The sequence below is a fragment of the Pseudosporangium ferrugineum genome (assembly GCF_003002065.1).
GTDB lineage: Bacteria > Actinomycetota > Actinomycetes > Mycobacteriales > Micromonosporaceae > Actinoplanes > Actinoplanes ferrugineus_A.
In genome coordinates this window covers 160,670-184,163 of the sequence record NZ_PVZG01000007.1, presented here as the reverse complement: position 1 = coordinate 184,163, position 23,494 = coordinate 160,670, and the positions used below count along the sequence as shown (strand labels likewise).

The window sequence follows — 23,494 nt, the reverse complement described above, 5'->3', positions numbered from 1 at the left end:
GTTTCCGGCGGCCCCGCCCGTCCGGTCCGCATGGGTGCGGGGTGCGGCGTTGGGTGGGGTATTGCTCGGTGGGGGCGTATTTCGGTCGCCGGGGTGGGGCGTGGGGGCGATCATCGGCCCATGGAGGTTCCTCAGCGGCAGATCCGGGCCGTGTACAGCGAGCGGACGATCACCGTGTACCAGGCGTACCCCGAGGCGATCGCCGGGCCAGCGGTGCGTGCCGGGCGGTTCGTGGATCCGTTCAAGCGGGAGCGGATGACGTGGATCAAGCCGTCGTTCCTGTGGATGATGTACCGCTGCGGGTGGGCCACCAAGCCCGGCCAGGAGCGCGTCCTCGCCATCGAGATCACCCGCGACGGCTTCGAGTGGGCGCTCGGCCGGGCCTGCCTCAGCCACCACGAGCCGGGCGGCGGCGAGAGCCGGGCGGACTGGGCGCGGCGGCTGCGGACCAGCCCCGTGCGGGTGCAGTGGGATCCGGAGAGGTCGCTCGGCCTGGCACCCCTGCCGTACCGGTCGCTGCAGCTGGGCCTGGGCGGCGAGGCGGTCCGGCGGTACGTCGACGAGTGGACGGTCTCGATCACCGACGTGACGGCGCTCGCCAGGGAGATCGCGGCGAAGCGGGACCCGGGACTCCTGCCGCCCGAGCGGCCATACCCGGAGCCCGCCGGCTGACGGGCGGTCGGCTGGAACGCTGGGGGTTACTCGCGGGCGCCGAGCAGCGAGATCGGCTGGGGGCGGGTGGCGGACCACGACGTGATGATGCTCGTCGCGCTGGTCACCAGGAATGCCACCGCGATCACCCCGGCACCCAGCGCCCACGGGAGGTCGAGGGTCGGCGTGCCGGTCACCGCCTCCGTCGTCGACAGGACCGCGGCGTACGTCGCGCTCGCCGCGAGCAGGCCCAGGATGATTCCCGCTCCCGTGACCGCCGTCGATTCGGCCAGGGTGGTGCGGACTATCTGGGCGCGGGACAGTCCCGTGACGCGGGCCTCGGCGAACTCGCGGCGGCGGGCGGCGGCGCCGATGACCACGGAGTTCACGACGCCGATGAGGGCGTACAGGGCGCCGAGGCCGAGGACGACCACCATGATTTTGGCGTTGGTCGAGTTGCGGGCCTCGGCGTCGGCGGCGAGCCAGTCGGCCGTCGTCGACACCCTGCCCAGCGGGGCGAGCGCGGCGGCCACCCGCGCGGCCGAGGCGCCCGGTGCCACGCGGACGAAGGAGCGGCCGGGCGCGCCGGCGAGTTCCTCCGGCGGCACCAGGGCGGCGGGCACGAGCAGGGTCGCCCCGCCGCTGAGCGTGGCCGGTACGGCACCCGTGACCCGGACCTCGCCGAGATCGGTTCGCGGGAGCTTCACCCGTACGGTGGCTCCGGAGGGCATTTCCCCGGCGGGACCGGCCGCGACGGCCCGGCCCGGCAGGTCACGGACCACCTCGCTGCCCGGGTGGACCGCCGCGTAGGCGGCGGGGTCGACGACCAGCGCGCCGCCGTTCTCGCTTTCCGGAGAGTCGCCGTCGTCGAAGGTGATCTCGGCCGGCAGTTCGATCTCGGTGGACGCCGCGGCGACGCCGGGCACCGCGGCGATCCGGGCGGCGGCCGGGCCGGTGGCCTCGACGACCAGGTCGGCCGTCAGCGCCCGGCGCTGCTCGTCGATGCCCGCCGTGGTGAAGGACGTGGTCGCTCCCGCCTGGCCGAGCACGAGCCCGACCAGCACGATCACCGGCGCCGCCACCGAGGCGCTGCGCCGGCGGCCGTCGCGGAGGTTGGCGCGGGCGAGGGTGCCCAGCGGTCCGCCCAGGCCCACGGGCAGCAGGCGCGCGACGGCCGGCACGAGCAGCGGCCCGAACGCCGCGATGGCCGCCGCGGCGCAGAACGGCACGTTCATCGACGTGGCCTGGCCGCCGGACGGGCCGGCGTGCGGGGAGACCAGGATCAGGGCGACGGCGCCGCCGAGGACGATCAGCCCGGCGATCCAGCGGCCGGCGGTCATCACGCGGGCCGCCTCTCCCGATTCGCGCAACGCTTCCAGCGGGCGTACCCGGGCCGCCCGGCGGGCCGCGAGCAGCACCCCGGCCAGCGCCAGCGCGATTCCCGTGCCGAAGGAGACGCCCAGGATCCAGCTACGCCACTCGCCCCGGAAGCCGTCCGGCACGAACCCCAGCCGGCGCATCAGCCAGGCCTGGACCGCCATGACGCCCAGCCCGAGGGGTACGCCCAGCGCCGCGCCCAGCCCGCCGAGCAGCACCGCCTCGCCCAGCAGCAACCGGCGCAGCTGACCGCGGCTGCCGCCGACGAGCCGCAGGAGGGCGAGGTCGCGGCGGCGCTGCGCCACGGTGAAGCCGAAGGTGGAGCTGATGATGAAGATCGCCAGGAACGCCGCGGTGCCCAGCAGCACACCGAGCATGGCGACCGCCGCCTCCGCGTTCTGGGTGAAGAGCATCCGTTCGGTGGCGGGGAGGCCCGGCGGCGGGTCCATCGTCGCCGCCGAGATGAGCAGGAGCAGCGACGACTGCACGAGCGCGACGCCCAGGCACACGGACAGCGCGGCGCCGACGAACAGCGTCCAGCGTTCGGCCAGCCCGGCCCGGCTCAGCCCGAGCATCTCAGCGCTCCCAGGAGGCGAGCCGGTCGGCGACCTCGCGCGCCCCGGCGCCGGCCAGGTGGTCGACGACCCGGCCGTCGCGGAGGAAGACCACCGCGTCGGCCCGGGCGGCCGCGCCGGGATCGTGGGTCACCATCACGATGCTCTGTCCCGCGTCCGCCATGGCCCGGAGAAGATCCAATACCGTACGCGCCGCAGCCGAGTCCAGAGCTCCGGTCGGCTCGTCGGCGAAGAGCACCTCGGGCCGGGTGACCATGGCCCGCGCGATCGCCACGCGTTGCTGCTGCCCGCCGGACAGTTCGCGCGGACGGTGTCCACCCCGGTCGCCGAGCCCCACCGAGGCGAGGACCGCCCGGACCTCGGAGCGGGGTGGCCGCCGTCCGGCCAGTCGCAGCGGCAGGGCGACGTTCTGCTCGGCGGTCAGCGACCCGATCAGGTTGAAGCTCTGGAACACGAACCCGACCCGGCTGCGTCGCAGGTCGGTGAGCTGCTGGTCGGTGGCGTGGGTGATGTCCGTGCCGCCGAGGAGCACCCGGCCGGAGTCGGCGCGTTCCAGGCCGGCGGCGAGGTGCAGCAGCGTGGACTTGCCGGAGCCGGACGGCCCCATCACCGCGGTCCAGCCGCTGCGGGGCAGGTCGAGGTCCACACCGTCCACGGCCCGCACGGCGGCGGCGCCCTTTCCGTAGACCCGGCTCACCCCGCGCAGCGAGACCGCCGCGGACGCTTCCACTGATGTCGTCGTCACGCTTCGACGCTAGGACGATGACGGTACGAAGTCGCTGCGGCTCCCACCCCGGTCCCGGGTAGGGCTAACCCCCCTACGACAGCGCCGGGTAGCGCGGCGGATGGTCGCCCGCCAGCACGAACCGGTCGGCGTCCGAGTCCAGCGGCTCGACCAGGCCGTCGGTGACCAGGCCGGCGAGGGCCCGGGCGCGCTGCACGTCGTCGGCCCACACCGCGTCGAGGCGATGCCGGGGCACCGGGCCGGTCGCGTGCCGGAGGACCTCCAGGAGCAGGCCGCGGACCTGGCGGTCGGTGCCCGCGTACCGCTGCGGGCGGCGCGTCGGGCCGGCCGGCGCGGGAGTGCCGCTCAGCCGCCAGGCGCAGACCGTCTCGAACGGGCACTCCGGGCAGCGCGGCGACCGTGCCGTGCAGACGATCGCGCCCAGCTCCATGAACGCGATGCTGGCACGGGCGGCCCGCGCCGGCTCCTCGGGCAGCAACTCGGCCATGGCGGTCAGGTCGGCGGTCGTCGTGGACGGGCCCGCGTCCGGGTCGCCGGCCACCGCCCGGGAGACGACGCGGCGGACGTTGGTATCCACGACCGGGTGACGTTGCCCGTACGCGAAAGTCGCCACCGCCCGCGCGGTGTAGGTCCCGACGCCGGGCAGCGCGAGCAACTGGTCGAGATCGTCCGGCACCCGTCCGCCGTGCCGTTCGACGAGCGCGACGGCACACGCGTGCAGCCGCATCGCCCGGCGCGGATAACCCAGCCGCCCCCACATCCGGATCGCCTCCGAGGGCGGGTCCTGGGCCAGGTCGGCGGGGGTGGGCCAGCGGTTCATCCAGGCGTGCCAGGCGGGTTCCACCCGGACGACCGGCGTCTGCTGCAGCATCACCTCGCTGACCAGGACGGCCCAGGCGCTGGTGCCGGGAACCCGCCACGGCAGGTCGCGGGCATTTTCGTCGTACCACTGGATGGCTGAGTCGGCGAGCGTCATAACCGGGCAAGCTTAAGATGCCGGGATGAACGAGCTCGCCATCACCGTCATAGGCCCGGACCGCACCGGCATCGTCGCCGACGTCTCCGAGGCGCTCGCCGGGGTCGGCGCCAACCTCTCCGACTCGACGATGACCCGGCTGCGCGGGCACTTCGCGATGACCCTGATCTGCACCGGGCCGTCCGCCGCGGACGTCGAGAAGGCGCTCGAGCCGCTGAGCGGGCTGCTGGCCACCGTCCGGGCGGTGGAGCCGGAGTCGGAGGCGGGCGCCGGCGGGGAGCCGTACCTGGTGAGCGTGCACGGCGCGGACCGGCTCGGCATCGTCGCCGCGGTCACCCGGGTGGTGGCCGACGTCGGCGGCAACATCACCGATCTGACCACCCGGCTCACCGGGCCCCTGTACGTGCTCATCGCCGAGGTGGAGCTGCCGGCGGACAGCGCGGAGGATCTTGCCGTACGCCTCGCCGAGGCCGCCGACGAGCTGGGCGTCGAGGTCACCCTGCGCCGCGCGGAATCGGACGTCCTGTGAGCCCGGACGGGCTTCCCAGCAGCGACGCGCTCGCCGACTGGAAGCCGGACGTGCTCGGCGTCGAGGGCCGGGTGCTGCCCGTCGTGACCGCCCCGGCCGAGGTGCTGAGCCGGGTGGGCGCCGAGGTCGACCCGGCCGATCCGGAGATCGTCCAGCTGGCGGCCGACCTGGTCGCCACCATGCGGGTCTCGCCGGGCTGCGTGGGGCTCGCCGCGCCGCAGGTGGGGGTCGGCGCGCAGGTCTTCGTCGTGGACGTCACCCAGCACCCGAAGACCGCGACGTCGCACGGCACCTTCGTGCTGTGCAACGCCCGGGTGGTGGAGGCCAGCCGGTGGCGGCCCGGGCGGGAGGGCTGCATGTCCGTGCCGGATCTGACCGGAGACGTGAAACGCGCCGGCCGCGTCGTGGTCGAGGCAGTCCTTCCGGGTACGGGCGAAGCCGTCCGCCTGACCACCGACGCGTTCGAGGCCCGCGCCCTGCAACACGAGATCGATCACTGCGCCGGAAAACTGTTTCTGGACCGGGTGGCCGGCGCCCACGCCGTGTACCAGCGCAAGGTGTATCTCTGACGATCAGTAAACGAGCCGGTGTCGCATAACCGGCGCGTCGTGCCCGCTTCGATGGCATCCCGGCGATACGGTGCTTCCATCATGCGTACGACGGTTGGTCCCCTTCCCTCCGCCGTGTACTGGCGGCGTCGAGCTGTGGTGCTGGGTGCACTGCTGCTCGGTGTCATCGTGCTGTTCGTCTCCTGCTCCGGCGGGGGCGACGACGGCAAGAAGGGCGGTACGAGCGCCTCGTCGCAGTTCCCCACGCCGGCCCCGGCCTCCCCGACGCCGGAGGAGGAGCCGTCCTTCATCAACCCGCCCCCGGGCGCGGGCAACCCCTCGCTGCCGGACCCGGAGGACCTCCAGTCGGACGGCCCCGACGGCGGCGCCGAGGGCACGACGGACGGCGAGGTCGACGGCACCGGCGACGGCACGAACACCAACGTGATCGTCCCCGCCGACGGCTCGTGCGGCGACCCGGAGATCTCGGTGACGCCGATCCCGGCCGGCACCACGGCCCGCCGCGGCATCCCGATCGAGATCCGGCTGAAGATCAAGAACATCTCGGCCCGCGCGTGCGCCCGGGACGTCGGCGCGGACCTTCAGGAGCTCTACATCGAGTCGGGCGCCCAGAAGGTCTGGTCGTCGGACACGTGCAGCAACGCCAAGGGCTCGGACATCCGCCAGCTGCCGCCGAACGGCGAACGCGAGTACAAGGTCACCTGGAACGGCCACCAGTCGAACCGCTGCTCGGGCGGCCTGGCGGCGGGCACGGCCCCGCCGGCGGGGCAGTATCAGGTGCGCGCCCGGCTGGGCTCCAAGGTGAGCGCACCCGTGGTCCTCACCCTGACCGCCTGACACTCCACCGCCGAACCGCCCGGCCGGCGAAAAGGCCCACGCGCCGACCGGCCGACCGCCGAAGCCGTAAGCGGCCAGCGGCCGACGTCAGGCGTCAGACGTAGCGTTCGAGGATCGACGCCTCGGCGAGTCGTGACAGGCCCTCGCGCACCCCGCGCGCCCGGGCGTCCCCCACGCCCTCGACCGCCTGGAGGTCCTCCACCGTCGCGCCGAGCAGGCGCTGCAGGCTGCCGAAGTGGTCGACGAGCCGTTCCACGATCTGGGCCGGGAGCCGCGGCACCTTGGCCAGCAGCCGGAAGCCGCGCGGGCTGACCGCCGCGTCCAGCGCGTCCGAGGCGCCCGCGTAGCCGATCGCCTTGGCGACCGCGACGAGGTCGATCATCTCGGTGGCGGTGAGCAGGTCGAGCTCGACCAGGGCCTCGTCGAGGGTGCGGGCCTTGCGCCCGGTCGGCAGGTAGTCGCGGATCACCAGGGTGCGGTCGGCGTCGACGCCGGCCATCAGCTCGTCGAGCTGGAGGGCGAGCAGGCGGCCGTCCGTGCCGAGCTCCACCACGTAGCCGGAGATCTCGTCCGCGATGCGGCGGACCATCTCGAGGCGTTGCACCACCGCGACGGCGTCACGGACCGTCACGAGGTCTTCGATCTCCAGCGCCGAGAGGGTGCCGGAGACCTCGTCGAGGCGGAGCTTGTAGCGCTCGAGCGTGGCGAGGGCCTGGTTGGCGCGAGACAGGATCGCGGCCGAGTCGTCGAGGACGTGGCGCTGGCCGTTCACGTACAGCCCGATGATGCGCATGGACTGGCTGACCGAGATGACCGGGAAGCCGGACTGCTTGGCGACGCGTTCGGCGGTGCGGTGCCGGGTGCCGGACTCCTCCGACGGGATGTCCGGGTCGGGCATCAGGTGCACGGCCGCGCGGACGATGCGCGTGCCGTCGCTGGAGAGCACGACCGCGCCGTCCATCTTGCACAATTCGCGCAGACGGGTGGCCGAGAACTCGACGTCGAGCGGGAAGCCGCCGGTGCAGATGCGCTCGACGACCTCGTCGTGGCCGAGGACGATGAGGGCGCCCGTACGCCCGCGCAGAATGCGTTCCAGGCCGTCGCGCAGGGCGGTGCCCGGGGCCATCAGGGCGAGGTTGGCGCGGAGCGGGTCGCCGCTGACCCCGCCGCCGGTCAGGCCGGGCGCCGTGGGGGTCATCGGACGGGCTGCCGATCCGTTGATGCCGGGGGCAGCCCCGTTGGCATGACGGTTGGTGGAGGCATCGCGGTCGAGCGGCACCTGTACATTCTACGGACTGTCATCCAGCTCAACGACCCGCGGTACGGTCGATGCTCCGTAGCGTGATCGTCGCTCACCCTCGGTGACAGAGCCGGCGCCACGGTGGCCGTCATTCCGCCGACGCCCGCGCGGCCCACTGCACCGCCGTCTGCAGATCGCCCACCTCGACGACGCGCATCCCCTTGGGCGGGCTGTCCCCCTCGCCGGGCCCGCAGCCGGGCGGCACCAGGGCGAACCGGAAGCCCAGCCGGGCCGCCTCGGCCAGCCGCCGGCCCACCGCGCCGACCCGGCGGACCTCACCGGTCAGCCCGACCTCGCCAATCGCCACCAGGTGCGGTGCCATCGCCAGGTTGAGCGCGCCGGACGCCACCGCCAGCGCCATCGCCAGGTCGGCCGAGGGCTCGGTGATCCGGATGCCGCCGACCGTCGCGGCGAAGACCTCGCGGTCGTGCAGCTTGATCTTCTCCATCCGGCGCTGCAGCACGGCCAGCACCATCGCCAGACGGGCGCTGTCCAGGCCGGAGACCGTACGCCGGGGCGACCCCTGCACCTGCGCCCCGATCAGCGCCTGCACCTCGGTCACCATGGCCCGCCGGCCCTCCATCGCGACCGTGACGCAGGTGCCCGGCACCGGCTCGTTGTAGCGGGTCAGGAAGAGTCCGGACGGGTCGGCGAGGCTGACGATCCCGCTCTCGTGCATCTCGAAGCACCCGACCTCGTCGGCCGCGCCGTACCGGTTCTTGACGCCCCGCACCAGGCGCAGCGACGAGTGTTTGTCGCCCTCGAAGTGCAGGACGACGTCGACGAGGTGCTCGAGCACCCGGGGGCCCGCCACCGAGCCGTCCTTGGTGACGTGGCCGACGAGGACGGTGGCGACGCCGCGCTCCTTGGCCACGCTGACCAGGGCCGCGGTGACCGCGCGCACCTGGGTCACGCCGCCGGGCACGCCCTCGGTGCCGGGCGCGGAGATGGTCTGCACCGAGTCGATGATGAGCAGGCCAGGCTTGACCGCGTCGAGATGCCCGATCACCGCCCCGAGGTCGCTCTCGGAGGCCAGGTACAGCCGGTCGTGCAGGGCGCCGAGCCGCTCGGCGCGCAGCCGCACCTGGCTCACCGACTCCTCGCCGCTGACCACCAGGGACGGGCTGCCCGCGCCCGCCGCCCACTGCTGCGCGACGTCGAGCAGGAGGGTGGACTTGCCCACGCCGGGCTCACCGGCCAGCAGCACCACCGCGCCGGGCACCAGGCCGCCGCCGAGCACCCGGTCGAGCTCGGCGACCCCGCTGGGCACGGCCTTGGCGGGCGCGGCGCTGATCGTCGCGATCGGACGGGCCGGCTCGGACGGCAGCCGGGAGCTGACCACCCGGCCGGAGACCACCGGACCCGTCACCGTGGACTCGATGATCGAGCCCCACTCGTGGCACTCCGGGCAGCGCCCGAGCCACTTCGGCGGCTGGTGCCCGCACGCGTCGCACTGATAGGCCGGGCGCGGTTCCGAGCGGCTGCGGGAAGTCGTCACGGGGCAACGCTAGCCGGACGGTACGACAAAGAGAGGACTACTCGCCCTCGTGGTCCTCGGCCGAGTCCCCGGTCGCGCGCGGGGCAGGGGACAGCGGAATGCTGACCGGGGCCTGCACGACCAGCGGCTGGGCGCCGTTGCTGAACTCGAACACCAGGTTGACCGAGGTGCCCGGGGCCAGCTTGCCGGTGAGACCGATCACCTGGAGCTGCTCGCGGTCGCCGGGCAGGAACGCCACCGAGCCCAGCGGTCCGATCTCGATCCGGGCCGGCCGGATCTCCGCGCCGGGGGCCGTCGTCCCGCCGGACGGCGCCTCACCGGGACTCGGGTTGCTGCTGGGGTTGCGGGACGGGACCTGGTCGCCGTTCTGGTCGTCCTCGTTGCCCGACGGGCGGCTGCCGGACGGCTCCGGGATCGCGGTGGAGGCCGCCGACGGTGTGGTGCCGCCGACCAGGCCGACCTGCCGCGCGGAGACCACGCCCTGCTTCTCCGTCGCGCCGCTCAGCGGCTGGCTGCTGACCAGCACGGTGATCGCTTCGGTGGTCTGGTTGTAGAGGCCCAGCTCGAGCGGCGCGCTCTCGCCGGCCTTGTAGCCCTCGACGCCCGGATACTGCACCGAGAGGTTGCGGACGACCACGCTGCCGTTCGAGTTGTCGGCGTTCACGCCCGGGTTGGAGGGCCGCTTGAGCGCGGTCTCGGCGACCTGTCCGGCGCTGCAGGCGGCGAGCGCGACCGCGGCCACCGTGGCGACACCCGTGGCCAGGAAGGCGCGGCGGGTTCCCAGCGAGCGCATCACAGTCCTCCAAGAGATTCGAGAATCCTCCGCCGGTCAGCCTAGAGGGCGGAGATCCGGCGCGTACGCCGACCCGTCCTTTCAGACCACCCGGCCGCTCAACACGAGCAAGGCGATGTCGATGAGCGCGACCACGATCACCGAACGGAACATCGCCACCTGCCGCGTACCCCGTTTCAGGGCTTTCTTTCCCGCGTACCAACCGAGGGGCAGCACCACGACGGCGGCCGCCGCCGCCGCGATGCCCGGCCACGACGGCGGTCCGGGCGGCCCGAAGACCAGGGTGAGGGTCGCCGCGAGCAGCAGCCCGGCCGCCGCGACCTGCGACCACGCGGCGCCGAGGCGGTGCGGCAGGCCGACCACGCCGGTCGCGGCGTCGTCGGCCAGGTCGGGCAGCACGTTGGCGAAGTGGGCACCGCCGCCGAGCAGCGCGCCGGCGGCGACCAGCCAGGCCGGCGGCCACGGATGGCCCGGCAGGGCGAGCACGACGAAGGCCGGCATCAGGCCGAACGCCACGAGATAGGGCACGATCGACAGCGGCGTGGACTTCAGCGGCCAGTCGTAGAGCAGCGCGAAGACGCCCACCAGCGTGATGCACGCGGTCGCGGCCGCGCCGAAGGGCAGCCCGAGCAGGGGAATGGCCAGGGAAGCGAGCAACCCCGAGATTCCCACCGTACGCCGGGAGACCGCGCCCGCCGCCACGGGCTTGTCGGTCCGTCCCGTGGCCCGGTCCCGGTCGGCGTCCAGCCAGTCGTTGACCCATCCCACCGAGAGCTGGGTGGCCCCGATCGCGGCGGCCACGCCGGCGACCGCCCAGCCGCGATGCCCCACCCCGACGGCGAGCAGGGTCATGGCGAGGGTGACGGCCGCGCCGGGTTCGGCGTGCGAGGCGCGGAGGAGGGCGACGGGATCGGACATGAGAGCAGTGTGGTGGTTGGGGCCGGGGCGTGCCACGCTCGATCACATGCCGCGCCCGCGCAACGACCCCCGTCAGTACGACGACCTCGCCGGCGAGTGGTGGCGCCCCGGCGGGGAGTTCGAGCTGCTGCACTGGCTGGCCGCCGCCCGCGGGGCGCTCGTGCCCGCCGCCCCGCGCCGCGGTGCGATCCTCGTCGATGCCGGCTGCGGCGGCGGACTGCTCGCCCCGCACGTCGAGCGGCTGGGCTACCGGCACGTCGGCGTGGACCTGCGCCGGTCGGGCCTGGAGCAGTCGGCCGCGCGCGGCATGCTCGCCGTCTCCGGCGACGTCACCGCGATCCCGCTCGCCGACGAGTGCGCGGACGTGGTCGTGGCGGGGGAGATCCTCGAGCACGTCACGGACCTGCCGGCGACGGTGGCCGAGCTGTGCCGGGTGCTGCGGCCGGGCGGCCTGCTGGTGCTGGACACCGTCAACGACACCCGGCTCGGCCGGTTCGTGTCGGTCACGCTCGGCGAGCGGTTCGGCGCGGCCCCGGTGGGCATTCATGACCCGGAGCTGTTCGTCGATCCCGGCGACCTCACGACCCAGTGCGCCAAGCACGGCGTACGCCTGCGGGTCCGCGGGGTGCGGCCGGGCCTCCCGGGCCTGATCCGCTGGCTGTTCCTGCCTCCCGGGGCGAAGCCGAGCCGGCTCGGGCGGATGGTGCCGACCCGCTCCACGCAGGTGCTCTACCAGGGCATGGGCCGCAAACAGGGGGGAGCCGACGTGACCGGACGCTGGGGCCGGCAGGCCGAGGACCAGGAATGACGGCGGACGAGGCGCGACGGCTGGCGCCCCGGTTCGCGGCCCGCGCCGCCGAGCACGACCGCGCCGGGTCGTTCCCGGCCGAGGACTTCGCCGACCTGCGCCGCTCCGGCCTGTTCGGGCTGATGGTCCCGCCACGCCTCGGCGGGAAGGGCGCGGGCTTCGCCGACTATGCCGCGGTCGCGTACGAGCTGGCTCGGGGCAACGGCGCCACCGCGCTGATCTTCAACATGCACGCCTCGGTGACCGGCGCGCTCAGCGGGGTCACGGACGAGCTGGCCGACGCGCTGGGCCTGCCGCCCGAGGCCCTCGAGGCCCGGGACGCCTATCTGCGCGCGGCCGCCGGCGGCAGCTGGTACGCCGTGGCGATGAGCGAACGCGGCGCCGGCTCCCGGCTGTCGCAGATGACGACCACGTACGAGCACACCCCCGGCGGCTTCCACCTGAAGGGTGCCAAGACGTTCTGCTCGGGTGCGGGGCACGCGGACGCGTACCTGGTCGCCGCCCGCAGCGCCGCCGACCCGCCGCAGATCTCCCAGTTCCTGGTGCCCGCCGGGGAGGGGCTGACCGTCGAGCCGACCTGGGACGCGCTGGGCATGCGCGCCACCGGCTCGCACGACGTGCACGTCGACGTGACGGTTCCCGAGGGCGCGCTGCTCGGCGGGGTCGAGGGGCTCGCGCTCGTGGTGGCACAGCTCGCTCCGCACTGGATGGTGGCCAGCTACGCCGCGGTCTACGTCGGGGTGGCCCGGGCCGCGGTGGACGCCGCCGTCGAGCACGTCACCGCGCGCAAGCTGGGCCACCTTCCGGCCGTACGCGCTCGGATAGGCCGGGCCGACGCGGCGGTGGCAGCGGCCCACCTGGCCGTCATGGAGGCCGCCCGCAGGGTGGACGAGGCTCCCGGCGACGCCGAGACCAACCGCTGGGTGTGGCGGGCGAAGCTGCTGGCCGGTACGACGGCGGCCGAGGTCGCCGCGTCCATGCTGGAGGCCGCCGGCACGTCGGCGATGCGCCGCGGCCACCCGCTGGAACGGCTGTACCGCGACGCCCGGGCGGGTTCGCTGCAGCCCGCGACCTCCGACGTCTGCGCGGACTGGCTCGGCGTCGAGGCGCTCGGCGGCGACCCGGACGCCGAAGGCACGGCTCCACGTTGGTGAACGTCCTGAGCGGGTATTAGGGGGGTCGGCCTGGGGAGGCATCGAGTGCGGACAATCGGTCGGGCGTCTGTCGCGGGGCTAGGGGTGGCGTTGCCGCCCTCGGCGGTCCAGGACGATCTGTGGGAAGGCTTCTTCGACCGGCACTACGCGGCGGGCGGCCGGCGCGGCCTCGCCAAGCGGATCTTCGCCAACGCCGGCGTCCGCACCCGGCAGGCGGCGGTGAGCCCGCTGCTCGAGGACGTGTCCGACTGGTCCACCGAACGTCGCATGCGCCGCTACCAGGTGGAGGCGGTGCCGCTGGGCAAGGAAGCGGTCGGCCGCGCGCTCACCGACGCCGGCGTCGCCGCCGACGAGCTGGGCCTGCTGGCGGTCTGTTCCTGCACCGGGTACGCCACGCCGGGCCTCGACATCCTGCTCGCCCGGGACATGGGCATGTCGCCGCGGCTCCAGCGCCTCTTCGTCGGGCACATGGGCTGTTACGCGGCCCTGCCCGGCCTCGGCACGGTGGCGGACTTCGTGGCCGCCCGGGGTCGCCCGGCGCTGCTGCTCTGCGCCGAGCTGACCAGCCTGCACCTCCAGCCGCCGGACGCCCGCGCCGACATCCAGCAGATCGTCTCGCACGCCCTCTTCTCGGACGCCGCGGCCGCCGTCGTGCTCACCCCGGGCACCTCCTCCGGGTACGCGGTGAGCGACGTCGCCGCCCTCACGGACACCACCACGGCCGGCCACATGACCTGGGACGTCACCGACCTCGGCTTCCGCATGGGGCTGTCGCCGCAGGTCCCGGACGTGCTGTCGGTGCACGTACGGGACCTGGTGGACGACCTGCTGAGCCGCAACGGCCTGGCGGTGGTGGACGTGGACGGCTGGGCGATCCACCCCGGCGGCCCCAGGATCCTCGACGTGGTGCAGGAGCGGCTCGAGCTCCCGGACGATCAGCTGGCGGCGTCGCGCGGGGTGCTCTCGGCGTACGGTAACTGCTCGTCCCCGACCGTCCTGCTGGTGCTCGAGGAGCTGCGCCGCCGGCCCGAGCCCCCGCAGCGCGTGGTGATGCTCGCCTTCGGTCCCGGCCTCACCCTCTACGGAGTCCTCCTCGAAAGGGCGTGAGGGCGTCTCATGATCCGCAAGACACCCTAGGGTGGTCGCGTGACACGGGACCGGGCACAAGGCATCACGCTGTACGCCCTCACCGCCGTCCTCGCCCTCGCCGGCGCGGCCTGGTACGTCCGAGCGGCGCCGCCCCCGGCCGTGGACCCCCGCATCGCCGCCGGCCGCCGCACGGTCGAACTCCTGCTCCCGGAGGTGCCGACCCAGGCGCAGGCGGAAACGATGGTGCTCTCCACCGGCGACCGTACGCAGCGCAGCGGCTCGGTGCGCAGCGGCTCCTACGAACTCGCTCTGGCCTGCCTCGGCACCGGCCAGATCCGCGTACGCCTCAGCACGACCCCGGAGGACTCGGGCCGCGCGGTGCCGTGCGCGCCGGAACGACCGGAGAAGGTGGCGCTGTCGGTCGCGCTGGCCAGCTCGTTCTTCCTCGTGGTCTCCGCCGAGACGGAGGGCACGTCGGTCTTCCGCTACCGCCTGAGCCGCGTCCGCTCCTACTGACCGGTCACCGCCGAAGCCCGCCCCGGGCGCGCTGCCGCGGTTGCCCGATCCGGTGCTGCCAGGCCAGCTGGTCGCGTGACCAGAGCGTCGGCCGCCCCCGTGACCAGAGCGTCGGCTGGTCGCGTGGCCAGAGCGTCGGCTGGTCGCGTGGCCAGAGCGTCGGCTGGTCGCGTGGCCAGAGCGTCGGCTGGTCGCGTGGCCAGAGCGTCGGCTGGTCGCGTGGCCAGAGCGTCGGCTGGTCGCGTGGCCAGAGCGTCGGCTGGTCGCGTGGCCAGAGCGTCGGCTGGTCGCGTGGCCAGAGCGCCCGCCGCCCGCGATGACGGCGGTGCCGCGCTCGCTGATCAGGCACCGGACTGGCCGAGGTCGCCGACGCCGCCGACGCCACCGACGCCGGGAGGCGTTGACTCGATCCGCGGGTCGGCCGTCGCCCACTGGTCCGGGCGTCGTCGCCGTCCGTGGATCCGGCATCGTCGCAACCGGCTGGCCGGGCACTGTCGCGGTCGGTCGCCCGCCGTCGCCGCGGCCGGCCGCCCGGGGTCGCCGCGGCCGGCCGCCCGGGGTCGCCGCGGCCGGCCGCCCGGGGTCGCCGCGGCCGGCCGCCCGGGGTCGCCGCGGTTGGTCGCTCGGGGTCGCCGTGGTCGGCTGGCTTGCGCTGTCGTGCCCGGCTCGGGCGTCGTTCTTGCGCCTGGCCGGGCGGCGTTGTCGCGGGCGGCTGGGCGGCGTTGTTGCACCGGGCTGGGCGGCGGCGCGGTCGGCTGGCGGCGGCGCAGCTTGCTGGGCGGCGGCGTGGCCGGCTGGCGGCGGCGCGGCTTGCTGGGCGGCAGCACGGCCGGCTGGCGGCGGCGCGGCCCGCTGGGCGGCGGCGTGGTCGGCCGGGCGGCGTTGTCGCGACCAGCTTCGCAGCGCCGTCACGGGTGGCTGGGCGGCGGGATCTGGGGTGGGGGGATCTGGGGTGGGTGGCTGGGCGGCGGGCTCGGGGGTGGGTGGCTGGGTAGGGGTTGTCAGAGGCGGGCCAGGTCGGGTTGGAAGTCGCTGATTGTGGCTGTTCTCGGCAGTTTGCGGACGATTCTGCCGTCGCGGGCGATCAGCAGGACTGCCGCGGTGCCGTCGGGGGCGCCCAGGTTCATGGTGGAGCGGAGTTCGTCGGTGGGGTCGCGGAGGGCGTGGACGGTCTTGCCCTGTGCCTGTGGGGTGGTGCTGGTGGGTGGGGCCAGAGTTGTCGCCGAGGCCGGACCCGAGACGACCGTCACTACGGCGATCTCGGGGCGGACCGCGGCTGTCGTCTGCGCCACGAGGCGATCGCAGTCGCAACGGTCCGTGAGCAGGACCACGGCCGGTAGTTGCCCGCGGAGCGCGACAGTCTGCCCCTCCGTACCGATCAGTTCGAGTGCCGGGAGCAGGCCCGGTCCCTCGTCCGTGGTGTTGGCGGTGCGCTGGGTGGCCGGCGAGCGGGACGGTCCGGGCCAGGTGGAGGCGAACAGGCTGGCGATCGTCACCAGGATCGCCATCGAGATGATGAGCACCGGGGCGCGGAGGCCCGCGGAGCCGAGGCGGCGCAGGATGCGCATGGTGGGCCGGTCCGCGAACCGCTCCCAGCGGGTGGGTCGCAAGGACCGGCGCAGCTCGGCGCGGATGGCCGTGACCTCGTCGGACAGCTCGGAGAGGTCGTCCGGGACGACGATGACGCCCCACTCCTCGGGGAGGTCCGGCAGACCGTCGGGGGAGCCGCCGTCGCCCGGCCAGCCGCCGCCGTTGTCGCTCAAACTGCCCATGGTCAACCCTCCCCTCTGCCGCAGAGTCTCACGTGCTGCGGGGACCGTGCACCCAGCCTCCCCCACCCGGGCCCTGCACCGCCAGTGTCGCGGCGCGCGGGTCGCTAGCGATAAGCTTGACCTCACAAAAGCATCAGGTCCGGCATTCCCGACTCGCTGGGTCCAGTGGTCACGGTTTCATCACCCTCCGTCACTGAGGCAGTTCTTTGCTCGCATGTCAAGCGGGAGAAAGACGCCTCACAGGCCTCCTGAGCTGCACTAACAGTCACGGCCAGGGTGGGACATCGCTGCCTGAGCGTGTTACCCTAGACACAGCGAAAGGGGTTTCGAACCTATGGTTTTCAGTGTCGGCGAGACCGTTGTTTACCCCCACCACGGGGCCGCACTCATCGAGGCAATCGAGACTAGAACTATCAAGGGCGTGGAGAAGCAGTACCTCGTCCTGCGGGTCGCTCAGGGCGACCTGACGGTCCGCGTGCCCGCTGAGAACGCCGAGATCGTCGGCGTGCGCGAAGTGGTCGGCGAAGAGGGCCTGGGCAAGGTCTTCGACGTCCTCCGCGCACCGCACACCGAGGAGCCAACCAACTGGTCGCGGCGTTACAAGGCCAATCTCGAGAAGCTCGCCTCCGGCAACCCGCTCAAGGTCGCCGAAGTTGTTCGTGACCTCTGGCGTCGCGAGCGCGAGCGTGGTCTCTCGGCCGGGGAGAAGCGCATGCTCGCCAAGGCCCGCGACATCCTCGTCGGCGAGGTGGCCCTCGCCGAGAAGAGCACCAAGGACGAGGCGGAAGTTCTCCTCGACAAGGTGCTCACCGAGGCCTGACGTTCCCACCACCTCTCAGCACCATCTGTCGGACAGAGGACCGCGACGTGACCGCGCAGCTCAATGCTCGCGGTGACGTCGCGGTCCTCGTTCCGGCTGCGGGCTCCGGCGTACGGCTGGGGCCGGGTGCGCCCAAGGCGCTTCGCCTCCTCGCCGGCGAACCCCTTCTCGTCCACGCGGTCCGCCGCGTCGCCGCCGCCCCTTCGGTGCGCATGATCGTCGTGGCCGCGCCCGCCGCCGAGGTCGACGCCGTTCGCGCCCTGCTGGAGCCGGTCGCCCCGGTCGTGGTCGTGGCCGGCGGGGCGGAACGGCAGGATTCGGTCGCGGCGATGCTCGCGGCCGTACCGGCCGGTGTGGAGATCGTTCTGGTGCATGATGCGGCCCGGGCGCTCACCCCTCCCGAGCTCTTCGAGTCCGTGGCGGCGGCTGTGCGCGGCGGGCAGCCCGCGGTGATCCCGGTGCTCCCGGTCGTCGACACCATCAAGGAAGTCGGTCCCGGCGAGGTCGTTCTGGGTACGGTCGACCGCTCGGTCCTGCGCAGCGTGCAGACGCCGCAGGGATTCCGGCACGACGTGCTCGCCGCCGCGCACCGGGCCGGGCTGGACAGCCACACCGACGACGCCGGGATGGTCGAGAAGTCGGGGACGCCGGTCACCTGCGTACCCGGATCGGATCTGGCCTTGAAGATCACCCGGCCGCTGGACCTGGTGATCGCCGAGGCGCTGCTCCGCGTAGCCTGACGCCGTGGACCTGCGCATCGGCATCGGCACGGACGTGCACGCCTTCGACCCCGCCCGGGTGTGCTGGGTGGCGGGCCTGATGTGGCCGGGCGAGCCGGGACTGGCCGGGCACTCGGACGCCGACGTCGCCGCGCACGCCGCCTGCGACGCCCTTTTCAGCGCCGCCGGCCTCGGCGACCTCGGCAGCAACTTCGGCACCTCGGAGCCGCGGTGGGCCGGCGCCCCCGGCATCGAACTGCTGAGCGAGACCGTGCGGCGGGTGCGTGAGCACGGCTACCGGATCGGCAACGTGGCGATCCAGGTCATCGGCAACAAACCCAAGATCGGAAAGCGCCGGGACGAGGCCCAGAAGGTCCTGTCCGAGGCGGTGGGCGCCCCGGTCACGATCTCCGGTACGACCACCGACGGCCTCGGCCTGACCGGCCGCGGCGAAGGTCTCGCGGCCATCGCCACCGCCCTCCTGCACGCCTCGCCGCCGAAGTAACACCGGGGTCCGCTGCACCCCCGCGCGCGGTGATCTCGGGGGAGAAGACCTACGCTCGGTGGGTGTCGAGCGAGCCCACCTCACAGTCCGAGCCCGAGACGACCCCCGAGGAGTACCGGCAGCGGGCCCTCCTGCTCGCCGATCTGGGGCGCCTGGACGAGGCCGCCGGGGAGATCGCGGCCGGGCTCGGCGCCGCGCCCGGCGATTCCGGGCTGCTGACCACGCTCGCCCGGTTGCATGTCGCGGCGGGGCAGGCCGTGGCGGCGTTGGAGGCTGCGGACCGCGCCGCCGCCGCCGCGCCGGAGGCCCTGGAGCCGCTGGTGGTGCGGGCCATGGCGCTCACCGACGACCGGAGGTACGGCGAGGCGGCCCAGGTCGCGGCCGACATCCTCACCCGGTGGCCGGAGCACGCGTTCGCGCAGCGTACGGGGGCGGCCCTGCTCAGCGAGTCGCGCAACGGGCAGGAGGCGCTGAACGCCGCGTGGAACGGGGTGCGGCTGGCTCCGCGGGACGCCGAGGCACACCTGGTGCTGGCCGTCGTCGCCGCGCGGCTGCGCCTGTTCGACCTGGCGCAGCGGGGCTACGGCGAGGCGCTCGACCTCGACCCGGCGATCGGCGACGCCCAGCGCGACGTCGGCGTGGTACGCCTGGAACGCCGCCGCTGGGCAGCCGCCCTGGAAACCCTGGCCGACGAGGCGACGCTGCCGCCGGTGCCGGACCCCGCACAGCCACCGCCCGTGACGTCGCCCGTGGTGGAGGTCAGCCGCCCCGCCGGGCCGGTGCTGGACCGCGCGGGCCTCATCGTCGACGCGATCCGGCACGCGGTCCTGCTGGGTGCCAACGGCGTGATCGTCGCGGCGGTGCTGAGCGCGGTGATGACGCTGGCCAGCCCCGGGGTCGCGCGCATGTGGGCGGGCGTCATCGGCGTGGTCATCCTGGCCGGCGTGACCGGATGGCTGTCCCGGCAGATCCGGCCCGAACCGCTGGGCGCGGTGCTGCGGCGGGCGCGGGCGAGTTTCCCGAGGCTGACGTTCGCCGCCTGTGCCGCGGGGATCGCCCCGGTGCTGCTGGTCCTGTACGCGGTGGTCGGCGGCCTGGTCCCGCTGATCGCGGCCATGGTGATCGCCGCGATCGCCGAGCTCGTGGCCCTGACCCAGCGCCCCTGACCACCCGGGCGGCCGGGCAGCCGGGCAGCCGGGCGGCCGGGCGGCCGGGCGGCGGACGTCAGCCGGCGTTCTCCAGAGCGACGGCCGGGACCGCGGTCGTGGGCGTGGCCACCCGCATAGCCGCACGAAGCCGAGCCTCAACCCCGGGAGCGAGCGCCCCGGGAGCGAGCGCGCCGGGAGCGAGCGCGCCGGGAGCGAGCGCGCCGGAAGCAGATGCCGCGGGAGGGAGTCTGCCGGAAAGCGTCAGGGCTTCCAGGGCGAGCAGGGCCGCGCCCACCGCCGGCGGTGTGTCCAGCACGCTGATCTCGACGGCGGGCGCCTGGGCGCGCGCCCCCGCCACCACCCGGTCGTGCAGCACCGGGTGGCGGGCGTGCAGCACCCCGCCGCCCAGCACCAGGGCGTGCCGGGCGTCGAGGAGGCCGAGCCGGCCCGCCGCCACCCGGTGCTGGCCCAGGATCTCGTCGGCCTGGCGGCGTACGAGGTTGTCGGCTACGACGTCGCCCCCGGCCGCGGCGGCGAAGAGGAGCGGGGTGAGTTCGCGTACCCGGGTGAGGTCGATCTCGCCGAGGTGCAGGGCGATGCTGACCTCCTCCACGGCGGCCTTGCCGAAGTGGGCGGCGACCGCGGCGGAGAGGGCCGTCGGGGCGCCCCGGCCGTCCTCGCCCCGGGCGGCCAGGCGCAGCGTGTGGTCGGCCAGGTCGTGGCCGCCGCCCCAGTCGCCGGAGACCGGGCCGAGGGCCACGAAGCGGGCCGTGCGGCCGTCCGCGGCCCGGCCCACGCAGTTGTTGCCGGCGCCGCACACCACGGCGACCGCGTCGGGCAGGGAGGTGCCGGCGCGCAGGAGCGCGAAGCAGTCGTTGTCCACCACCGTCGCCCGGGTCCAGGCGCGCGCCGAGATGGCCGCGTGCAGGCGTTCCACCTCGATGGGCAGGTCCGCCCCGGCCAGGTAGACCGCGGCCAGGTCGACGGGGGTCGCGGCGGGGAGGCCGGCTTCCGCGCGTACGGCGGTGATCAGGGCGTCCAGCACTCGGAGGGTGCCGGGGAGGCCGAGGGTGTGCGGGGAACTGGTGGGGCCGCGGACGAAGCCGAGCACCTCGCCGTCCGCCGTGCCGAGGACGACGTCGGTCTTGGAGTTGCCGCCGTCCACGGCCAGGTAGAGCGCCGTCATCGGGCCCAGGCCAGGTGCTGGGCACCCGCGGCGATCAGCTTGTCGGTGAGCGTGTCGGCGTACTCGTGCTGGCCGATCAGGGGGTGGGCGAGCAGCGCGCGGTAGACCCGGTGGCGGCCTCCGCGCAGGGCGGCGTCGAGCGCCAGTTCCTCGTACCCGGAGACGTGCGCGACCAGTCCGGCCAGGTCGGGCGCGAGCGGGGTGACCGGCAACGGCGCCGGGCCCGCCTGGGAGGCCCGGGCGGAGAGCTCGATGACGGCCTCGTCGGGGAGGAACGGCAGGGTGCCGTCGTTGCGGAGGTTCACGGAGTGGACGCCGTCCGGGTCGTGGCCATGCAGGGCGGCGATCAGGCCGACCGCCGCCTCGGAGTAGTACGCGCCGCCCCGCTCGCCGAGCAGCGCCGGCTTCTCGGTCAGTGCCGGGTCGCGGTACATCTCGAGGAGGGTCGCCTCGAGCTCGGCGACCCGTTCGCCGCGGGTGGGTGCCCCGGCGGCGGCCCGGACGTGCCGGTCGTGCGCGTAGAAGTAGCTCAGGTAGTAGGAGGGCACGTTCCCGAGCGCGGTCAGCACCCCGGGGTCGAGATCCACGTCCTCGGCCAGCGCCGGGAGGTGGTCGTGCAGCAGGGACGGCAGCCGGTCGACACCATCCACATAGGCGGCGCGCTCCCAGGTCAGGTGGTTGAGGCCGACGTGGTCGAGGACGACGGCCGCCGGGTCGACGCCGAGCAGCGCGGCGAACCGGCGCTGGAAGCCGATGGCCACGTTGCACAGGCCGACGGCGCGGTGCCCGGCGTCCAGCAACGCGCGGGTCACGATGCCGACCGGGTTGGTGAAGTCCACGATCCACGCGCCGGGTCTGGCCCGCGTACGGATGCGCTCCGCGACGTCGAGCACGACCGGGACCGTACGCAGGGCCTTCGCCAGCCCGCCCGCCCCGGTGGTCTCCTGGCCGACGCAGCCGCAGTCCAGCGGGAAGGTCTCGTCGCTGATCCGGGCGGCCTGGCCGCCGACCCGCAGCTGGATCACCGCGGCGTCGGCGTCGGTGACGCCGGCGTCCAGGTCGGTGGTCCAGGTGACCTTCCCCGGGTGGCCGTGGTGCCGGAAGATGCGCGCGGAGAGGGCGCCGACCACCCCCAGCCGGTCCGCGGCGGGGTCGATCAGGACCAGCTCGGACACCATCGTGCCGAGCCGGGCGAACCCGTCCACCAGCTCCGGCGTGTACGTCGAGCCACCGCCGACGACAGCGATCTTCACCCTTTGACTCCCGTGAGTGTGACGCCCTGGACGAAGGCCTTCTGGGCGAAGAAGAACACGACGACGATCGGGGCCATGGCCAGCACCGTGGCGGCGGTGACCAGGTTCCAGTCGACGTGATGGACACCGTGGAACGAGGCGAGACCCAGGGACAGCGTCCAGGCGTTCTCGTTCTCGCTCGTGTAGAGCAGCGGGCCGTAGTAGTCGTTCCAGGCGTAGAAGAACTGGAACAGGGCGGCGGCCGCGATGCCCGGCCGGGCCATCGGCAGCACGACCCGCAGGAGAGTGCGCCACTCGCCGCAGCCGTCGACCCGGGCCGCGTCCAGATAGTCGGACGGGATGGTGAGCAGGAACTGCCGCAGCAGGAAGATGCAGAACGCGTCGCCGAAGAGCATCGGGATGATCAGCGGGGCGAGCGAGCCGGTCAGGCCGTACCGGGCCCACATGAGGTAGAGGGGGACGGTCACCACCTGCGGCGGCAGCATCATGACGCAGATGACGGTCAGGAACAGCGCGTTGCGGCCGCGGAACCTGAGCTTGGCCAGGGCGTACGCGGCCGGCACGCTGGACAGCAGCATGAACAGCGTGGCCAGCACCGCGTAGATGACGGTGTTGAGCAGGTAACGCGGCAGCGGGGTCGTCTCGAAGACCCGTACGTAGTTCTCGAAGTGCCAGGTGTCCGGCCAGTAGTCGCTGGTCAGCGCCTGGTTGCTGGTCATCACCGAGATCAGGAACAGGTAGACCACCGGGGTGACGAACATGATGGCCAGCACGATGGCGAGGCTGTGCCGGGCGATCCACGCGAGACGGTGCTGGCGGCGTACCCGTCGCGGGGTTGTCATTGGTCCTCCCCGGAGAACGCCTTGGAGCGGCGGAGCAGGATCACGGTCACCGCGAGCGCGACCACGAACAGCGCGACGGCCATGGCGTTCGCGTAGCCGAGCGCGTTGTAGCGGAAGCCGGCCGTGTAGAGCCAGAGCGGGTAGGTGAAGGTGGAGCCCTCGGGGTAGCCGAAGGACGTGGAGATGCCGCCGCCGGTGACCGCCTGCCCGCTGGCGATCGAGCCGGCGACCGCGGCCTGGTCGAAGTACTGGAGGGTGTAGATCACGCCGGTGACCGCGGCGAAGAGGATGACCGGGCGGATCGACGGCAGGGTCACGTAGCGGAAGCGGTGCCAGGCGTTGGCGCCGTCGAGCGAGGCCGCCTCGTAGAGGCTGGGTGACACGCCCAGCACCGCCGCCAGAAAGATGATCATGATGTCGCCGATGCCCCAGAGGCCGAGCAGCACCAGCGACGGCTTGGCCCACTCCGGCGAGTTGAACCAGAGCGGCCCCTCGATGCCCAGGTGGCCCAGGGCGGTGTTGACCGGGCCGGTGCCGGGCTTGAGCAGGTAGACGAAGGCGATGGTGGCCGCGACCGGCGGGGCGAGCGCGGGCAGGTAGAAGATCGTCCGGAAGAACCCGGCACCCCGCTTGAGCTGGGTGAGCAGCATCGACAGGCCGATCGCGCCGATGATGCGTACGGGCACGAAGACCACGACCATCCACAGCGTGTTGCGGATGGACTGGAGCAGGAACGGGTCCTCGGCCATCCGCCGGTAGTTCGCCGGCCCGACCCACCGCGGCACGGTGAGCAGGTCGAACTTGGTGAACGAGAAGTACACCGCGGACAGCAACGGGTAGAGGAAGAACACCGCGATGCCGACCAGCGCGGGCGCCAGGAAGGACAGGGTGGTCAGGTTCCGCCGGAGCCGCAC

General features: G+C 73.7%; 24 protein-coding genes. 12 read left to right on the top strand and 12 right to left on the bottom strand.

Annotated elements, in window-relative coordinates:
* The first annotated feature begins 120 nt into the window (after positions 1 to 120).
* Positions 121 to 672, top strand: coding sequence for a DUF4291 domain-containing protein (locus CLV70_RS16930; protein ID WP_106127474.1), 552 nt, complete (start codon positions 121 to 123; stop codon positions 670 to 672).
* A gap of 26 nt (positions 673 to 698) precedes the next feature.
* Here the strand turns inward: CLV70_RS16930 and CLV70_RS16925 are convergent, their stop codons facing one another.
* The 3 genes from CLV70_RS16925 to CLV70_RS16915 all read right to left on the bottom strand — a co-directional run bounded on the left by CLV70_RS16925 (position 699) and on the right by CLV70_RS16915 (position 4,324).
* On the bottom strand, positions 699 to 2,603 hold the full coding sequence (locus CLV70_RS16925) for an ABC transporter permease (RefSeq protein WP_106127473.1): 1,905 nt from the start codon (positions 2,601 to 2,603) through the stop codon (positions 699 to 701).
* Position 2,604: 1 nt separating this feature from the next.
* Positions 2,605 to 3,348, bottom strand: coding sequence for an ABC transporter ATP-binding protein (locus tag CLV70_RS16920; protein ID WP_106127472.1), 744 nt, complete (start codon positions 3,346 to 3,348; stop codon positions 2,605 to 2,607).
* Between the two features lie 73 nt (positions 3,349 to 3,421).
* A complete protein-coding gene (locus CLV70_RS16915; protein ID WP_106127471.1) occupies positions 3,422 to 4,324 on the bottom strand; it encodes an HhH-GPD family protein in 903 nt (300 codons plus the stop codon).
* A 25-nt stretch (positions 4,325 to 4,349) separates the two neighbouring features.
* Between CLV70_RS16915 and CLV70_RS16910 the strand changes: the two genes are divergently transcribed.
* The 3 genes from CLV70_RS16910 (at position 4,350) to CLV70_RS16900 (ending at position 6,259) form a co-directional block, all read left to right on the top strand.
* On the top strand, positions 4,350 to 4,853 hold the full coding sequence (locus tag CLV70_RS16910) for a glycine cleavage system transcriptional repressor (RefSeq protein WP_106127470.1): 504 nt from the start codon (positions 4,350 to 4,352) through the stop codon (positions 4,851 to 4,853).
* The gene (locus CLV70_RS16905) at positions 4,850 to 5,422 is read left to right on the top strand and encodes a peptide deformylase (RefSeq protein ID WP_106127469.1); all 573 of its coding nucleotides are present in this window, start codon (positions 4,850 to 4,852) and stop codon (positions 5,420 to 5,422) included. The genes CLV70_RS16910 and CLV70_RS16905 overlap by 4 nt, the downstream gene beginning before the upstream one ends.
* Before the next feature lie 81 nt (positions 5,423 to 5,503).
* Positions 5,504 to 6,259 (top strand): adhesin, encoded by a 756-nt coding sequence (locus CLV70_RS16900; protein WP_106127468.1) that lies wholly within the window; start codon positions 5,504 to 5,506, stop codon positions 6,257 to 6,259.
* Between the two features lie 94 nt (positions 6,260 to 6,353).
* Here the strand turns inward: CLV70_RS16900 and disA are convergent, their stop codons facing one another.
* The 4 genes from disA to CLV70_RS16880 form a co-directional block, all read right to left on the bottom strand.
* Positions 6,354 to 7,538, bottom strand: coding sequence for a DNA integrity scanning diadenylate cyclase DisA (disA, locus tag CLV70_RS16895; protein WP_425440170.1), 1,185 nt, complete (start codon positions 7,536 to 7,538; stop codon positions 6,354 to 6,356).
* A 109-nt stretch (positions 7,539 to 7,647) separates the two neighbouring features.
* Positions 7,648 to 9,057: a DNA repair protein RadA gene (radA, locus tag CLV70_RS16890; protein ID WP_106127466.1), complete on the bottom strand. Its 1,410-nt coding sequence runs from the start codon at positions 9,055 to 9,057 to the stop codon at positions 7,648 to 7,650.
* Positions 9,058 to 9,094: 37 nt separating this feature from the next.
* Positions 9,095 to 9,850 carry a hypothetical protein gene (locus CLV70_RS16885; protein ID WP_106127465.1) on the bottom strand — a complete coding sequence of 252 codons (756 nt, stop codon included), beginning with the start codon at positions 9,848 to 9,850 and terminating at the stop codon, positions 9,095 to 9,097.
* Between the two features lie 81 nt (positions 9,851 to 9,931).
* A complete protein-coding gene (locus CLV70_RS16880; RefSeq protein ID WP_106127464.1) occupies positions 9,932 to 10,768 on the bottom strand; it encodes a UbiA family prenyltransferase in 837 nt (278 codons plus the stop codon).
* A 46-nt stretch (positions 10,769 to 10,814) separates the two neighbouring features.
* Between CLV70_RS16880 and CLV70_RS16875 the strand changes: the two genes are divergently transcribed.
* From CLV70_RS16875 to CLV70_RS16860, 4 genes are read left to right on the top strand one after another with little or no spacing between them, the layout of a single operon-like run.
* A complete protein-coding gene (locus tag CLV70_RS16875) occupies positions 10,815 to 11,576 on the top strand; it encodes a methyltransferase domain-containing protein (RefSeq protein ID WP_106127463.1) in 762 nt (253 codons plus the stop codon).
* Positions 11,573 to 12,730, top strand: a complete 1,158-nt coding sequence (locus CLV70_RS16870; RefSeq protein WP_106127462.1) for an acyl-CoA dehydrogenase family protein — start codon at positions 11,573 to 11,575, stop codon at positions 12,728 to 12,730. Before CLV70_RS16875 ends, CLV70_RS16870 begins: the two co-directional genes overlap by 4 nt.
* A gap of 45 nt (positions 12,731 to 12,775) precedes the next feature.
* Positions 12,776 to 13,837, top strand: a complete 1,062-nt coding sequence (locus tag CLV70_RS16865; protein WP_106127461.1) for a type III polyketide synthase — start codon at positions 12,776 to 12,778, stop codon at positions 13,835 to 13,837.
* Between the two features lie 39 nt (positions 13,838 to 13,876).
* On the top strand, positions 13,877 to 14,335 hold the full coding sequence (locus CLV70_RS16860) for a DUF6023 family protein (protein WP_106127460.1): 459 nt from the start codon (positions 13,877 to 13,879) through the stop codon (positions 14,333 to 14,335).
* A gap of 1,001 nt (positions 14,336 to 15,336) precedes the next feature.
* Here the strand turns inward: CLV70_RS16860 and CLV70_RS16855 are convergent.
* Positions 15,337 to 16,107 carry a hypothetical protein gene (locus CLV70_RS16855; protein WP_106127459.1) on the bottom strand — a complete coding sequence of 257 codons (771 nt, stop codon included), beginning with the start codon at positions 16,105 to 16,107 and terminating at the stop codon, positions 15,337 to 15,339.
* Between the two features lie 334 nt (positions 16,108 to 16,441).
* Here CLV70_RS16855 and CLV70_RS16850 point away from each other — a divergent pair, with 334 nt between their 5' ends.
* The 4 genes from CLV70_RS16850 (at position 16,442) to CLV70_RS16835 (ending at position 19,317) form a co-directional block, all read left to right on the top strand.
* A complete protein-coding gene (locus tag CLV70_RS16850; protein WP_041832964.1) occupies positions 16,442 to 16,927 on the top strand; it encodes a CarD family transcriptional regulator in 486 nt (161 codons plus the stop codon).
* Positions 16,928 to 16,974: 47 nt separating this feature from the next.
* A complete protein-coding gene (gene ispD / locus CLV70_RS16845; protein ID WP_106127458.1) occupies positions 16,975 to 17,667 on the top strand; it encodes a 2-C-methyl-D-erythritol 4-phosphate cytidylyltransferase in 693 nt (230 codons plus the stop codon).
* Positions 17,668 to 17,671: 4 nt separating this feature from the next.
* A complete protein-coding gene (ispF, locus tag CLV70_RS16840; RefSeq protein ID WP_106127457.1) occupies positions 17,672 to 18,151 on the top strand; it encodes a 2-C-methyl-D-erythritol 2,4-cyclodiphosphate synthase in 480 nt (159 codons plus the stop codon).
* A 62-nt stretch (positions 18,152 to 18,213) separates the two neighbouring features.
* Positions 18,214 to 19,317 carry a tetratricopeptide repeat protein gene (locus tag CLV70_RS16835; protein ID WP_106127649.1) on the top strand — a complete coding sequence of 368 codons (1,104 nt, stop codon included), beginning with the start codon at positions 18,214 to 18,216 and terminating at the stop codon, positions 19,315 to 19,317.
* Between the two features lie 58 nt (positions 19,318 to 19,375).
* Here CLV70_RS16835 and CLV70_RS16830 read toward each other — a convergent pair whose 3' ends face one another.
* From CLV70_RS16830 to CLV70_RS16815, 4 genes are read right to left on the bottom strand one after another with little or no spacing between them, the layout of a single operon-like run.
* The gene (locus CLV70_RS16830) at positions 19,376 to 20,485 is read right to left on the bottom strand and encodes an N-acetylglucosamine kinase (RefSeq protein ID WP_106127456.1); all 1,110 of its coding nucleotides are present in this window, start codon (positions 20,483 to 20,485) and stop codon (positions 19,376 to 19,378) included.
* Complete coding sequence (locus tag CLV70_RS16825) at positions 20,482 to 21,738, bottom strand: family 4 glycosyl hydrolase (protein WP_106127455.1); 1,257 nt, start codon at positions 21,736 to 21,738, stop codon at positions 20,482 to 20,484. The genes CLV70_RS16830 and CLV70_RS16825 overlap by 4 nt, the downstream gene beginning before the upstream one ends.
* Positions 21,735 to 22,580 (bottom strand): carbohydrate ABC transporter permease, encoded by an 846-nt coding sequence (locus tag CLV70_RS16820; RefSeq protein WP_106127454.1) that lies wholly within the window; start codon positions 22,578 to 22,580, stop codon positions 21,735 to 21,737. Before CLV70_RS16820 ends, CLV70_RS16825 begins: the two co-directional genes overlap by 4 nt.
* Complete coding sequence (locus tag CLV70_RS16815) at positions 22,577 to 23,494, bottom strand: carbohydrate ABC transporter permease (protein WP_106127453.1); 918 nt, start codon at positions 23,492 to 23,494, stop codon at positions 22,577 to 22,579. Before CLV70_RS16815 ends, CLV70_RS16820 begins: the two co-directional genes overlap by 4 nt.